This window comes from Mycobacterium shimoidei (genome assembly GCF_900417275.1).
GTDB lineage: Bacteria > Actinomycetota > Actinomycetes > Mycobacteriales > Mycobacteriaceae > Mycobacterium > Mycobacterium shimoidei.
In genome coordinates this window covers 437,100-450,286 of sequence record NZ_UEGW01000001.1, presented here as the reverse complement: position 1 = coordinate 450,286, position 13,187 = coordinate 437,100, and the positions used below count along the sequence as shown (strand labels likewise).

Sequence of the window (13,187 nt, the reverse complement as noted above, 5' to 3'; positions counted from 1 at the left end):
CATGCACCACTATTGATTGCTGTCGGTGCGTAATGCCCCTGTTCTACGGCCCCGTCAACCGGGACCATTAAGCGTGGTGTAACAAATCTCTCAGGTTTTTGTCAGGTCGGGAGGCGCAGCATGCGGCTTGGGTTTGGCCCGTACGTCACTGCCGGCATCGCGGTCATCGGCGCCGGAGTCATCGCCGTCACCCCGATAGCAGCGCCGGGCCCTGATCGCCATGTGGCCGACATTGCGCTCACTGCTGGCGACGAGCCAGATGTCGTCATCGACGTCGTGCGGCACGCGGAGATGATCTCGCCGTTCGAGAACCTGCTCACTCCGTCTCCGGCGTTTCCAGGGGCTCCGCTCAGCGAGCACGGCTTGCAGCAGGCGCAGGACGTCGGGAATCAACTGTTCGACGAACTCGGCCCGGTTGCCGGCATCTTCGAAGGGCAGGGCCTGCGGGAGATGGGAACCGCCGCGCCGTTCGCGGAGCTCGAGCACATGACCTCGCAGATACTGCCCGGGCTGAATGAAATCGACGCCGGTATCTACGCGCTGGATCCGATCGAAAGCCTCGGCGGGCGAATCGCTTTCCTGACCGCGGGCGCGTGGTCGCTGGGAGCGCCATTCGGCCTGGCGTTGCTGCCCGCCCCGGGCTCGTCCGACGTCAACGGAGTGGTGTTCAACGACAGGTTCACCGACGCCATCGACACGATGTACAACGCCGCCATTGCCAACCCGGTCGTCAGCGACAACGGCCAGATCACCGATGTGGCGTTCAACAGCGAAGCGTCGATCTTTGTCTGGGCGCTGATGAACGTCAAAAACCCCGATATTCCGTTCTTTTTAGAGCGCATCGCCGAATCCCACACCGTCCCGAACGGGCTTTCCACAATCTTGTTGCCCAACACCGGCATCGTCGAAATTCAGGGCAACCCCACCGACGGCTGGACGCTGGTCAGCTGGGACGGCGAAGCCATCCCGGAAAATCCTGATCTGCTCTCGGCCCTGTTCGTCGACCTGCGTGATGTGGCGCTGCCGGTGCAGGTAGCGGAATGGAACATCTTCGAGGCAATCCTCAACGGCGATCCGACGCTGATCCAGGACACGCTTGCCGAAGGCATCCAAAACGTCGGCACCGCAATGGCCCAATTCCCCGAAGCGGTGTTCACCGACATCGTCGACGCGCTGACGAACCTCGGCGCTTAAAGCTGATCCAGAAAGGCAGCAGGATGCAGGTCAGGTATCGCCCGTACGTCGTCGCCGCCGTGGCCCTGATCGGCGCCGGCGTCATCGCCATTACCCCGATGGCGACACCCGGCCCCGACGTGCACCCGATCGACATCCAACTCACCAGCGACGAAGCGCAAGATGCGCAAGATGCGCAAGATATCGTCATCGACTTCGTGCGGCACGGACAACGGATGCCGCCGGCCAACGAAGTCGTCACCCCCTCGCCGGATCACCCCGGGCCTCCGCTCAGTGAGCTCGGTGAACAACAGGCGCAGGATGTCGCGAACCAACTTCACGACGAGCTCGGCGACCATGTCGCCGGGATCTTCTCCGGGGAGGCGATCAGGGACATCAATACCGCCGCGCCGTTCGCCGATCTGGAAAATCATGATATCCAGATCCTGTCCGGCCTCAACGAGATTGACAGCGGCATCTATGCCGGCGCGCCACTGTCAAGCCTGTACGGCTACCTCTACGAACTGACCCCGATGTTGTGGACCCTGTTCGGACTTGTGGGAGTGCCCATACCCGGCTCGGTGGAGGACCCCAACGGCGTGGTGCTCAACGAGAAATTCACCGACGCTGTCGAGACGATGTACAACGCCGCCATGGCCAATCCGGTCGTCAGCGACAACGGTGAGATCACCGCGGTGGCGTTCAACAACGAAGCGGACCTTGCTGCCTGGGTCACGCTCAACGTCAACAATCCCGACATCTCGTTCTTCTTGCCGCTGACCATTGAAACCATCCTGGCCGACAACGACGGATATCCGCTGCTGCCCAACGGCGGCGTCGTCGAAATCAAGGGCAATCCCACCGACGGCTGGACGCTGGTCAGCTGGAACGGCCAGATGATCCCGCAGGATCCGGGATTGTTGACCGAGCTGCTCGTGGACCTCCGCCACGTGATCATCGTGCAGCAAACCGAGACCTGGAACATCTGGCAGGCATTGATGGGCGGGGATCTGACGACCATCGAAGATGCGATTCAAGTTGGCACGCAAAACCTCAACACCGCGGTCGCCCAGTTGCCCGAAGCGATGTTCAACGACATCGTCGACGCCATTCAGAACATCGGTAACGACACCGGCGGACAAGCGGCAGGGGATACGGCGATGATGTTCAGCGACATCTTCGCGGCATTGTTCTAAGCTGCACGGAGAACGATGGCAACCGGATCGCAGCGAGTTGTTCGGCTGGCCGGGACGGCGGCCAGCATGGCGACCGGCGCGCTGGCGTTGTTCACGCTGTCTCCGCACGCGGTCGCCGAGCCGAACCCGCTGCAACCGGTGATCGATCAACTCATTCAGGCCCAACAGCAAGTCGAGGCCGATACCAGTGGCTTTCCGTTTGTCCGGCCGACCGACGTGGGTCCCATGCTGCACGAGTATTCGCAGAATCTCGCTTCCACTCTGCTTGCTTCGCAGCTGCCCCCGCTGACCTTCTCGCAGTTCGACTCTCTGGGCATTCCATGGGCGCCGTACCCATGGAATGCCCCAGCCACCAACATGCAGCAATTCTTGACGCTCGCCAATCCCGACGCCCAATACGGCGTGTTGCCCGTCGACCCGGACCACACCTACACGATCACCGTCTACCCAGGCCCCGGCACCCAAGACCTGACCTTCGCCGTCAATGCGGGTGACGGCGTGACGGTCGATTACACGCCGTTGCGGGGCTTCAATTTGGCGAACGCCACGCCCAATCCCGACGGGAGTTACAGCATCGTCCTGAGTGCCACTGTCCAGCAAGGCAATTGGGTTGATATCGGCGGTGGCGACAGGGTGATCATTCGTGACACCGTCGGTGACTGGGGCCAGATACACGACAGCCTCACCATCCAGGAAGAGGGTGTCACCCAGTCGAACATGCTGCCGCTGCTATCGGAGAACCAGATCTCGTCGCTGTTGGCTACCGTCGCCGGCAACGAAGTCAGAGAGAATCTGTCCCCGACCTACTTCGGCCAGATGGATGTCCCGCAGTCGCTCCCGGACAACACATTCAGCCCCATCCAGCCGACTGTCCCGTTCATGCCCGGGCCGTTGCTGCCGGGCAACAATCAGATCAGCAGCCTGGGCAATTTCTCGCTCGAACCCGGTCAGGCGCTGATTCTCAAGGTGCCCGACGTCGACGCTGCGTATTCAAGCGCGATGCTTGCCAACACTTTTGGGCAGACCGCCGCACCGGTGACCGCGACCGGAAACCTCAATGACACCCAGGTGTTCCACGCTGCCGACGGCTTCACCTACTACGTCATCAGCAGTCAAGACCCCGGTGTCGCGAACTGGCTCGACACCGGTGGTGTCGACCACGGAGAGGTCTGGCTGCGGTGGCAAGGTCTGTCCGGTGAGATTGCGACCACGCCGGTACAAGCCGAGGTGGTCGACATCGCCGACGTCCGCGAGGAACTTCCGGCCGACACTCCGCTGATCACTCCTGCCGAACGTGCCGCCGACCTCCAAGAGCGCTTGTTTGAATGGGACTACGCGCACCATCAGAACAACGGCCTGGCCTGGCTGGCCGGCAACCTCGAGTACAACCAGATCAAAGCGGCGATGGGCGCCGAGCAGTTCAACGAGATATTCGGCGGTCAGACAACGGTATTCGGCGTTCCCCAGGACGTGCCATCGGTAGTGGATCGGCTGACGTCACCGGAGTTGATTCCGAACATCGTGACCATCGTCAACGCGATGCTGGCCGATCCGGAGAACACCCTGACGGCCATCATCAATAATGTGCCGCTGGCGATCAAAGACATCGAGTTGCCGGTGATCTTCTCGGTGCTGAGTCTGCAGGAAGCCGTCCAGGGTGGCCTGGGCGCGCCGTCGTTTGCGACCGTTTTCGAAAATATGCTGACCGACCCGGTCACCAGTATCACCGCCGGCATCCTCAATGCACGCGACGATCTGGCCGTCGCGGTGATGAATGCAAGCGACTCGACATCGTTCGATGACGCTGTGCCGCTGTGGGCTTCGCTGGAACAGATCAATCAAGGGATATTGCAGACCCTTACCAGTGCGCTGGATCTGCTGCCCTGACAGTCTTCAGCCGGCGCGGGTGAGCAGCAGCGTCGATTCGACCCCGGTCGACCCCAGCAGCTGGCGCCAGGGTGACTTCAGCAAGCCGAGCGCTTCCCGCGTCGGCACCACGCGAGGATCGGTGACGTCAAATGTCTTGCCGTACAGTTTGACCCGGCCACCGCCGGCCGCGTGCAGGTTCTTCACCCAATCCCGGTCCGGCCGATACGGCAGCAAGATCGCAACACCGCCATCCTGGGTGCGAAACGCTGACACCGGCGTGCGGTAGATCTTGCCGGAGCGCCGTCCCACATGCTCGACCACCGACCACATGGGCAGCCAGCCCGAAAGTGGCAACACAATGCGATTGGTAACCCGGCGGTTGAACCGGGCATGCTCGCGAGAGAACAGCACGCTAATCGGTTTTGGTCAACAGCACCGCTTGCTCGAACGGCAACCGGGCGAAGATCGGCCGCCACGCACCCGTGACATGCTCGGCCGCCTCGGCCTTGGTGACCATCCGCGGCTGCGCAACGCCGAACGTTTTGCCGTGACGGCGCAGCCGTGCGCTGCCGGCCGCGGTGAGGTTCTTCAGCCAGTCGCGGTCCGGGCCGTAGGTCAGCATGATCGCCACGCCGGGCTTGCCGTCGACGTCGGCGGGGAAAACGCTCAGTGGGGTGCGGTACAGCTTGCCGGAACGCCGCCCGACGTGCTCGAGGATGCCGAACGAGGGGGCCCAACCCGCCCACATCCGCTGGATGGGGTTGGTGACGTGCCGGTTGAAACGCGCGAGTCGCTGCGGTAGTTGCATGGGGTCCATCCAACTGTCGTCGGCTGTCCAACTCAACCCGCAATCGCACCGGAAGGCCCCTTGACGCGGCCATCGTCCGCCGGGCAATATTCATCGCACGATGACTTCATCGAATGATGAATTTTCGAGCGATAGGACCACCATGACCGGATACTTGGCCGCCCTGACGCTGGTCGTTCTGCTCGGGTCCGTGGTGACCCGGGTCATCCAGTTGAGGCGTGAAGGCACCCAAGCCATGCATTTCGCCAGCATGGATAAGAAGGACTTCTTGATTCCGCCGTTTGCGTTGTTCTACTTCTATACGGTCTTCGCGGCCGCATTCGATTGGCCTCTCTTAAGCCGGCACAAGCTGTTTGAATCCGAGCTCGTCGGGTGGATCGGCGTCGGACTCTGCGCCGGCGGCCTGCTCATGTTGATACTCAGCCTGGTGTCGTTCGGCAGGAGTTTTCGCGTGGGAATCGATGCCGACAATCCCGATCAGCTTGTTACGGCGGGCGTGTTTGCGTTCAGCCGCAACCCGATCTATGTCGGGTTTGCTTTGGTTTTGATAGGCGAATTTCTGGTCTTTCCCAATTGGATTCCGTTGGCCTACCTTGTCGTTGGCTGTTGGCTGGTTCACCGGCAAGTGTTGCGCGAGGAGGAATTTATGCGCCAACACTACGGGCAGCAGTATGCCGAGTATTGCCGACGGGTCCGAAGGTATCTGTGATGAGGTAACGACTACACCCTGTAGTCGATGCGTTTACCGCGGCTGGGACACTGGTGGGCATGGTTACCGACGCTTCGGCGAAGCTGTTCGACGACGCCTGCGCGGTCATCCCCGGCGGGGTGAACTCCCCGGTTCGGGCGTTCCAGGCGGTCGGCGGCACCCCGCGCTTCATCACCGAGGCCAGCGGCTATTGGCTCACCGACGCCGACGGCAACCGCTATGTCGACCTGGTCTGTTCGTGGGGGCCGATGATCCTCGGCCACGCGCATCCCGCGGTGGTCGACGCGGTGGCCAGGGCCGCCGCCACCGGCCTGTCGTTCGGTGCGCCCACGCCCGCCGAGACCGAGCTGGGCGCCGAGATCATCGCTCGAATGGCGCCCGTGGAGCGCATCCGGTTGGTGAACTCCGGCACCGAGGCGACCATGAGCGCGGTGCGACTGGCCCGCGGTTTCACCGGTCGCGCCAAGATCGTCAAGTTCTCCGGTTGCTACCACGGCCACGTCGACGCCTTGCTGGCCGACGCCGGGTCCGGCGTCGCGACCCTGGGGCTACCGTCCTCGCCGGGTGTCACCGGTGCCACCGCGGCCGACACGATTGTGTTGCCCTACAACGATATCGACGCGCTGCAGCAGACTTTCGGCCGGTTCGGCGACCAGATCGCCGCAGTGATCACCGAAGCGAGTCCCGGCAACATGGGCGTCGTCCCGCCGGTACCGGGCTACAACGCCGCGCTGCGGGAAATCTCCGCCGAGCACGGTGCGCTGCTGATCGTCGACGAGGTGATGACCGGGTTCCGGGTCAGCCGAAGCGGTTGGTATGGAATCGATCCGGTGGATGCCGACCTGTTCACATTCGGCAAGGTGATGAGTGGCGGGTTGCCGGCCGCGGCGTTCGGCGGGCGTGCCGACGTGATGGAACGGCTGGCGCCGCTGGGACCGGTGTATCAGGCCGGGACGCTGTCCGGTAACCCGGTGGCGGTGGCCGCCGGGTTGGCGACGCTGCGCGCCGCTGACGACGCGGTCTATGCGGCGCTGGACGCCAACGCCGACCGGCTCGCCGGTCTGCTTTCTGAAGCCCTGACCAAAGCTGGTGTGCCGCATCAGATTCCGCGGGCAGGCAATATGCTGTCGGTGTTCTTCGCCGAGGAGTCGGTGACTGACTTCGCTACCGCCCGCGCCAGTCAGACGTGGCGCTACCCGCCGTTCTTCCACGCCCTGCTCGACGCCGGCGTCTACCCGCCGCCCAGCGCCTTCGAGGCGTGGTTCGTCTCGGCGGCCCTCGACGACGACGCCTTCGACCGGATCGCCGACGCACTACCGGCGGCCGCCGCGGCCGCTGCCCGGGAGTCGACACCCTGATGGCCGAACAGACCCGCATTCACCTGGTGCGCCACGGCGAGGTGTACAACCCGGACGGCGTGCTGTACGGCCGACTGCCCGGATTCAGCTTGTCGGACAAGGGAAGACGGCAGGCGCAGGCGGTGGCCGACGCGCTGGCCGACCGTGACGTCGTCGCGGTGATCGCCTCCCCGCTGCAGCGGGCCCAACAGACCGCCGAGCCGATCGCGGCGGCCCATGACCTGCCGGTGGACACCGATCCCGACCTCATCGAATCGACCAACGTCTTCGAAGGCCACCGGCTCGGGCCCGGCGACGGCGCCTGGCGCGACCCGCGCTTCTGGTGGCACCTGCGCAATCCGATCACCCCATCCTGGGGCGAGCCCTACAAGCAGATCGCGGCGCGGATGACGACCGCGGTCGACAAGGCGCGCGCTCGCGCCGCGGGCCACGAGGCGGTGTGCGTCAGCCACCAGTTGCCGGTGTGGACGCTGCGGCTGGCGCTGACCGGCAGGCGGCTCTGGCACGACCCGCGTCGTCGGCAGTGCGCGGTGGCGTCGGTGACCTCATTGGTCTACGACGGCGACCGCCTGGTCGACGTCGAGTACACCGAACCGGGTGGCTGTTGACGATGGCTCGCCGTAGAATCCTCGCCGGGGCGCTGGCTGCGCTGCTGGCCGGGCTGTCGGCCGGCTGCTCGACCGGCGACGACGCCGTCGTGCAGGGCGGCACCTTCGAGTTTGTCGCGCCGGGCGGCAAAACCGACATCTTCTACGACCCACCGGAGCGCCGCGGCCGGCCCGGCCCAGTGAGCGGACCGGATCTGATGAACCCAGCAGGAACGTTGTCGCTCAACGACTTTCCCGGCAAAGCCGTCGTCATCAATGTCTGGGGGCAGTGGTGCGGGCCGTGCCGGGCCGAGGTCGCCCAGCTGCAGCAGGTTTACGACGCCACCCGCGCCGACGGCGTGGCGTTTCTGGGCATCGACGTGCGGGACAACAACCGCCAGGCCGCCCAGGACTTCGTCACCGACCGGCACGTGACTTATCCGTCGATCTACGACCCCGCGATGCGCACCATGATCGCGTTCGGCGGCAGATACCCCACCACGGTCATCCCGTCCACCCTGGTGCTCGATCGCCAACACCGGGTTGCCGCGGTCTTCCTGCGTGAACTGCTCGCCGAGGATCTACAGCCGGTCGTGCGGCGCATCGCGGCAGAAGATCAAGCTGCGCCGGGACCACAATGAACGGCCTGACAGGGTTTTCGGCGATCGCCGCGTCCGGACCGCTGCTGGTGGCGCTGGCGGTGTGCGTGCTTGCCGGGCTGGTGTCGTTCGCATCGCCGTGCGTGGTGCCGCTGGTGCCCGGCTACCTGTCGTATCTGGCCGCGGTCGTCGGCGTCGACGAGGCGCCCGGTGCCGTCAAGGCCCCGCCGGCTGCGCGCTGGCGGGTCGCCGGCTCGGCGGCGTTGTTCGTGGCCGGGTTCACCGCGGTGTTCGTCCTCGGCACGGTCGCGGTGCTCGGCATGACCACCACGCTGATCACCAATCAGCTTGTGCTGCAACGGGTCGGCGGTGCGCTGACCATCCTGATGGGCCTGGTCTTCGTCGGCTTCGTCCCGGCCCTGCAACGTCAGGCCCGGTTCACCCCGCGGCAGTTGTCCACGGTGGCCGGGGCGCCGCTGTTGGGTGCGGTGTTCGCGCTGGGGTGGACGCCGTGTCTGGGGCCCACACTGACCGGAGTGATCACCGTCGCCTCGGCCACCGACGGCGCCAGCGTCGCCCGCGGTATCGCGCTGGTGATCGCCTACTGCCTGGGCTTGGGTGTTCCGTTCGTGGCGTTGGCATTCGGGTCGGCGGCCGCGGTGGCCGGCCTGGGCTGGCTGCGCCGACACACCCGCGCGCTGCAGATCTTCGGCGGCGTGCTGCTCATCGCGGTCGGCGTGGCACTGGTCACCGGTGTGTGGAACGAGTTCATCTCCTGGCTGCGCGACGCGTTCGTCTCCGACGTGAGGTTGCCGATTTGAGACGGCTGGCGGCCTGGACCCGCAACACCTGGCGCACCCTGACCTCGATGGGCACCGCGCTGGTGCTGCTGTTCCTGCTGGCGTTGGGCGCGATCCCCGGCGCATTGCTGCCGCAGCGCAGCCTCAACGCGGGCAAGGTCGACGAGTACCTGGCTGCCCATCCGGTGATCGGGCCGTGGCTGGATCGCGTGCAGGCGTTCAACGTGTTCGGCAGCTTCTGGTTCACCGCGATCTACGTGCTGCTGTTCATTTCACTGGTCGGCTGCCTCACCCCGCGGATGATCGAGCACGCGAAAAGCCTGCGCGCCACACTGGTGCCCGCTCCGCGTAACCTGGCCCGCCTGCCCAAACACCACGCCGCGCGGATTGTCGCCGGACCCGGGCAGCTCAACGCGCTGGCCAACACGATGGCCGGGCGGCTGCGCGGCTGGCGCACCGTCATCCGCCATCACGACGACGACCAGACCGTCGAACTCTCCGCCGAGAAGGGCTATCTGCGCGAATTCGGCAACCTGGCATTCCATTTCGCGCTGCTGGGGCTGCTGGTGGCGATCGCCGTCGGCAAGATGTTCGGTTACGAGGGCAACGTGATCGTCATCGCCGACGGCGGCCCCGGCTTCTGCTCGGCGTCACCGGCGGCGTTTGACTCGTTCCGTGCCGGCAACGTCGTCGACGGCACCTCGCTGCATCCAATCTGCATCCGCGTCAACGACTTTCAGGCGCAGTATCTGCCATCAGGGCAGGCCACGTCGTTCGCCGCCGACATCGACTACCAAGCCGGCCGGGATCTGAACACCGGTAACTGGCGGCCCTACCGGCTGGCGGTCAACCATCCGCTGCGGGTGCAGGGCGACCGGGTGTACCTGCAGGGCCACGGCTACGCACCGACGTTCACCGTGACCTTCCCGGACGGGCAGACCCGCAGCGCCACCGTGCAATGGCGACCCGACAACCCGCAGACGCTGCTGTCGTCGGGCGTGGTGCGCATCGACCCGCCGGCCGGAAGCTACCCCGACCCCGATCAGCGTCGCCGGCACCAGATCGCCATCGAGGGTCTGCTCGCACCGACCGAGCAGCTGGACGGGACGCTGCTGTCGTCGAGCTTTCCGGCGCTGAACGCTCCGGCGGTGGCCGTGGACATCTACTCCGGCGACACCGGGCTGGACAGCGGTCGGCCGCAGTCGCTGTACAGCCTCGATCACCGGCTCATCGAGCAGCACCGGCTGGTCAAGGCCACGCGGGTGAACCTGCGCGCCGGCGAGCAGGTCCGGCTCGAGCAGGACGGCATTATCGTGCGGTTCGACGGCGCCGTGCCGTTCATCAACCTGCAGGTGTCCCACGATCCCGGCCAGACCTGGGTGCTGGTGTTCGCGGCGATGATGATGGCCGGGCTGCTGGTGTCCCTGCTGGTGCGCCGCCGGCGAGTGTGGGTACGCATCACCCCGACCGGGGCAACCGATACGGTCAACGTCGAGCTGGGCGGCCTGGCCCGCACCGACAACTCCGGCTGGGGTGACGAATTCGAACGGCTGACGGACCGGCTGCTGGCCGGGTCCGAAGCGCCTGACCGAAGGGAGTTGAGCCTGCGATGAACACCGCGCACATCCACGTCGGGCTGGCGCACGCCTCGGACTGGGCGTTCACCTCGGCGCTGGTGATCCTGGTGGTGGCGTTGCTGCTGCTGGCCGTCGAGCTTGCCTACGCCCGTAGCCGCCGCGCCATCGACCGTGAGCTGGTCAGCGCTGGCGTCGCCGCCGACAGCACCACCCCCGGTGTCGTGCTGGACGCCCCGAGGCGGCCGTTGGACGAACGTGTGGGCCGGGCCGGTCTCGTGCTGGTCTACGCGGGGATCGGGCTGTTGCTGGCCTGCATCGTGCTGCGCGGCCTGGCCACCGTGCGGGTGCCCTGGGGCAACATGTACGAGTTCATCAACCTGACCTGCTTTTGCGGCTTGGTCGCCGGCGCGATTGTGTTGCGCCGGCCGCAATACCGCCCGCTGTGGGTGTTCCTGCTGTTGCCGGTGCTGATCTTGCTGACGGTGTCGGGGCACTGGCTCTACACCAACGCGGCGCCGGTGATGCCGGCCCTGCAGTCCTACTGGCTACCGATCCACGTGTCGGTGGTCAGCCTGGGCTCCGGGGTGTTCCTGGTCGCGGGCGTGGCCAGCATGTTGTTTCTGCTGCGGATGTCGAAGCTGGGCGACCCGGACACCCCGGGCGTGCTGGCGCGGATGGTGCAGCGGTTGCCCGACGCGCAGACCCTGGACCGCATCGCCTACCGGACCACGATCTTCGGTTTCCCCGTCTTCGGCTTCGGGGTGATCTTCGGCGCGATCTGGGCCGAGCAGGCCTGGGGCCGGTACTGGGGCTGGGACCCCAAAGAGACTGTGGCGTTCATCGCCTGGATGATCTATGCCGCCTATCTGCATGCCAGGTCGACAGCCGGGTGGCGGGACAGGAAAGCGGCCTGGGTCAACGTGGTCGGCTTCGCGGCCATGGTCTTCAACTTGTTCTTCGTTAACCTGGTGACTGTGGGCCTGCACTCGTATGCCGGTGTGGGCTGATTAACCCGAGTACCGCAACGAGGGGAAAGTACAGGTGTCTGAGCATCCGGCCCAGGGCGCTGGGGCGTCTCGGAGGCGTGAGGATCATCCAACGACAGAACTGCCGCCGCAGCCGCCGCGCCCCGGTGAACCGGACCCCAGCACCCGCAACGCCGAGACCAAAGCCTTCGCCGGTTTCCGAACCGAGCGCCGCTTCGTCGACAACGAGACCGTAGGCGGCCTGGCGCCGCCGACCCGCGCCGAACCGCGCGCCTGGGCGGCCACCCCGCCCACGGGACTGTCCCAGCTCGAGACGCCGCCGTACAGCGGGGGTACCGGCTACTACACGGGACAGGCGCCAACCCCGGCGACGGGCACGGGGTATCGCCCCGCGCCCACCCACCATCCGCCGTCGCCGTATCCGGAGCTGTCCACGAGCACCCTGCTGCGCCAGGTCAAACCCGCGCCCTCGGAGGGCTGGCGCAAATGGCTGTACATCCTTTCCGGCCAGCTGATCAACGTCGGGGAAAGCCCGCGGGTCATCCGCTACAACGACCTGACCGTCCAGGTCAACCGGCCGTTGCGGGGTTGCTATCGCATCGCGATGCTGTCGCTGAAGGGCGGGGTCGGCAAAACCACGATCACCGCCACGCTGGGCGCCACCTTCGCGTCCGTCCGCGGCGACCGGGTGATCGCCGTCGACGCCAACCCGGACCGCGGCACGCTGAGCCAGAAGGTGCCGATGGAGACGGCGGCCACCGTGCGGCATCTGCTGCGCGACGCCGACGGCATCCAGCGTTACAGCGATGTGCGCAGCTACACCTCGCAAGGGCCCAGCAGGCTGGAGGTGCTGGCTTCCGAGAGCGATCCGGCGATGTCGGAGGCGTTCAGCGCCGAGGACTACTCCCGCACGCTGGACATTTTGGAGCGCTTCTACGGCTTGGTGCTCACCGATTGCGGCACCGGGCTGCTGCACTCGGCGATGTCGGCGGTGCTGTCCAAGGCCGATCTGCTGATCGTGGTCAGTTCGGGTTCGATCGACGGGGCGCGTAGCGCTTCGGCGACGCTGGACTGGCTGGACGCCCACGGCCACGAGGATCTGGTGCGCCAGTCGATCGCGGTCATCAACGCGGTGCGGCCCCGCTCGGGCAAGGTCGACATGCAGAAGGTGGTCGATCACTTCTCGCGGCGTTGCCGCGCGGTGCGGTTGATGCCGTTCGACCCGCACCTGGAGGAGGGCGCCGAAATCAACCTGGACCGGTTGAAGCGAGAGACGCGGGAAGCGTTGATCGAGCTGGCAGCTGTTGTCGCCGACGGCTTTCCGAGCGACGTAGCGCGCAACCCCGGCTTTATCTAGCGCGGGTTGTTATCGCCGTGGCTTAGCCGCCAGAGAAACTCCGGATCGTCATCGGGCCCGATGACGCGCGTCTTCGGGCGGTTCACCTGCGAACGCGCGGCCCGCCAGCCGACGTAGACCAACGTTCCCAGGACCAGGATGAGGAGCAGGTAGAGCATCAACACCTCC

General features: G+C 65.7%; 14 protein-coding genes. 11 read left to right on the top strand and 3 right to left on the bottom strand.

Annotated elements, in window-relative coordinates; all coding sequences use genetic code 11:
- Window positions 1-120 precede the first annotated feature (120 nt).
- The 3 genes from MSP7336_RS02275 to MSP7336_RS02265 are packed head-to-tail and all read left to right on the top strand — an operon-like array spanning window position 121 to window position 4,256.
- Window positions 121-1,194: a histidine phosphatase family protein gene (locus MSP7336_RS02275; protein ID WP_069396926.1), complete on the top strand. Its 1,074-nt coding sequence runs from the start codon at window positions 121-123 to the stop codon at window positions 1,192-1,194.
- A 23-nt stretch (window positions 1,195-1,217) separates the two neighbouring features.
- Entirely contained in the window at window positions 1,218-2,369 is a 1,152-nt protein-coding gene (locus MSP7336_RS02270; protein WP_113962958.1) for a histidine phosphatase family protein, read from the top strand.
- A gap of 15 nt (window positions 2,370-2,384) precedes the next feature.
- Window positions 2,385-4,256, top strand: coding sequence for a DUF1214 domain-containing protein (locus MSP7336_RS02265; RefSeq protein WP_113962957.1), 1,872 nt, complete (start codon window positions 2,385-2,387; stop codon window positions 4,254-4,256).
- Window positions 4,257-4,262: 6 nt separating this feature from the next.
- Here MSP7336_RS02265 and MSP7336_RS02260 read toward each other — a convergent pair whose 3' ends face one another.
- Window positions 4,263-4,595, bottom strand: a complete 333-nt coding sequence (locus MSP7336_RS02260) for a nitroreductase family deazaflavin-dependent oxidoreductase (RefSeq protein WP_425325729.1) — start codon at window positions 4,593-4,595, stop codon at window positions 4,263-4,265.
- 55 nt (window positions 4,596-4,650) lie between these two features.
- Entirely contained in the window at window positions 4,651-5,046 is a 396-nt protein-coding gene (locus MSP7336_RS02255; RefSeq protein WP_113962955.1) for a nitroreductase family deazaflavin-dependent oxidoreductase, read from the bottom strand.
- A 100-nt stretch (window positions 5,047-5,146) separates the two neighbouring features.
- On the opposite strand from MSP7336_RS02255, the gene MSP7336_RS02250 reads away from it, so the two are divergent.
- From MSP7336_RS02250 to MSP7336_RS02215, 8 genes are read left to right on the top strand one after another with little or no spacing between them, the layout of a single operon-like run.
- Window positions 5,147-5,755, top strand: coding sequence for a methyltransferase family protein (locus MSP7336_RS02250; protein WP_232321065.1), 609 nt, complete (start codon window positions 5,147-5,149; stop codon window positions 5,753-5,755).
- A gap of 59 nt (window positions 5,756-5,814) precedes the next feature.
- Window positions 5,815-7,113 (top strand): glutamate-1-semialdehyde 2,1-aminomutase, encoded by a 1,299-nt coding sequence (gene hemL, locus MSP7336_RS02245; RefSeq protein WP_069396921.1) that lies wholly within the window; start codon window positions 5,815-5,817, stop codon window positions 7,111-7,113.
- Window positions 7,113-7,721: a histidine phosphatase family protein gene (locus MSP7336_RS02240; protein ID WP_069396920.1), complete on the top strand. Its 609-nt coding sequence runs from the start codon at window positions 7,113-7,115 to the stop codon at window positions 7,719-7,721. The genes hemL and MSP7336_RS02240 overlap by 1 nt, the downstream gene beginning before the upstream one ends.
- A gap of 2 nt (window positions 7,722-7,723) precedes the next feature.
- Complete coding sequence (locus tag MSP7336_RS02235) at window positions 7,724-8,341, top strand: TlpA disulfide reductase family protein (protein ID WP_113962954.1); 618 nt, start codon at window positions 7,724-7,726, stop codon at window positions 8,339-8,341.
- Between the two features lie 5 nt (window positions 8,342-8,346).
- Entirely contained in the window at window positions 8,347-9,120 is a 774-nt protein-coding gene (locus MSP7336_RS02230) for a cytochrome c biogenesis CcdA family protein (RefSeq protein WP_069396951.1), read from the top strand.
- Between the two features lie 47 nt (window positions 9,121-9,167).
- Window positions 9,168-10,712, top strand: coding sequence for a cytochrome c biogenesis protein ResB (locus MSP7336_RS02225; RefSeq protein WP_113964738.1), 1,545 nt, complete (start codon window positions 9,168-9,170; stop codon window positions 10,710-10,712).
- Window positions 10,709-11,683 (top strand): c-type cytochrome biogenesis protein CcsB, encoded by a 975-nt coding sequence (gene ccsB, locus MSP7336_RS02220; RefSeq protein ID WP_069396918.1) that lies wholly within the window; start codon window positions 10,709-10,711, stop codon window positions 11,681-11,683. Before MSP7336_RS02225 ends, ccsB begins: the two co-directional genes overlap by 4 nt.
- Window positions 11,684-11,717: 34 nt before the next feature.
- Window positions 11,718-13,019, top strand: a complete 1,302-nt coding sequence (locus tag MSP7336_RS02215; RefSeq protein ID WP_069396917.1) for a MinD/ParA family ATP-binding protein — start codon at window positions 11,718-11,720, stop codon at window positions 13,017-13,019.
- Here MSP7336_RS02215 and MSP7336_RS02210 read toward each other — a convergent pair.
- The gene (locus MSP7336_RS02210; RefSeq protein WP_113964737.1) at window positions 13,016-13,177 is read right to left on the bottom strand and encodes a hypothetical protein; all 162 of its coding nucleotides are present in this window, start codon (window positions 13,175-13,177) and stop codon (window positions 13,016-13,018) included. The two genes, MSP7336_RS02215 and MSP7336_RS02210, sit on opposite strands and share 4 nt — an antisense overlap.
- Between the last annotated feature and the right edge of the window lie 10 nt (window positions 13,178-13,187).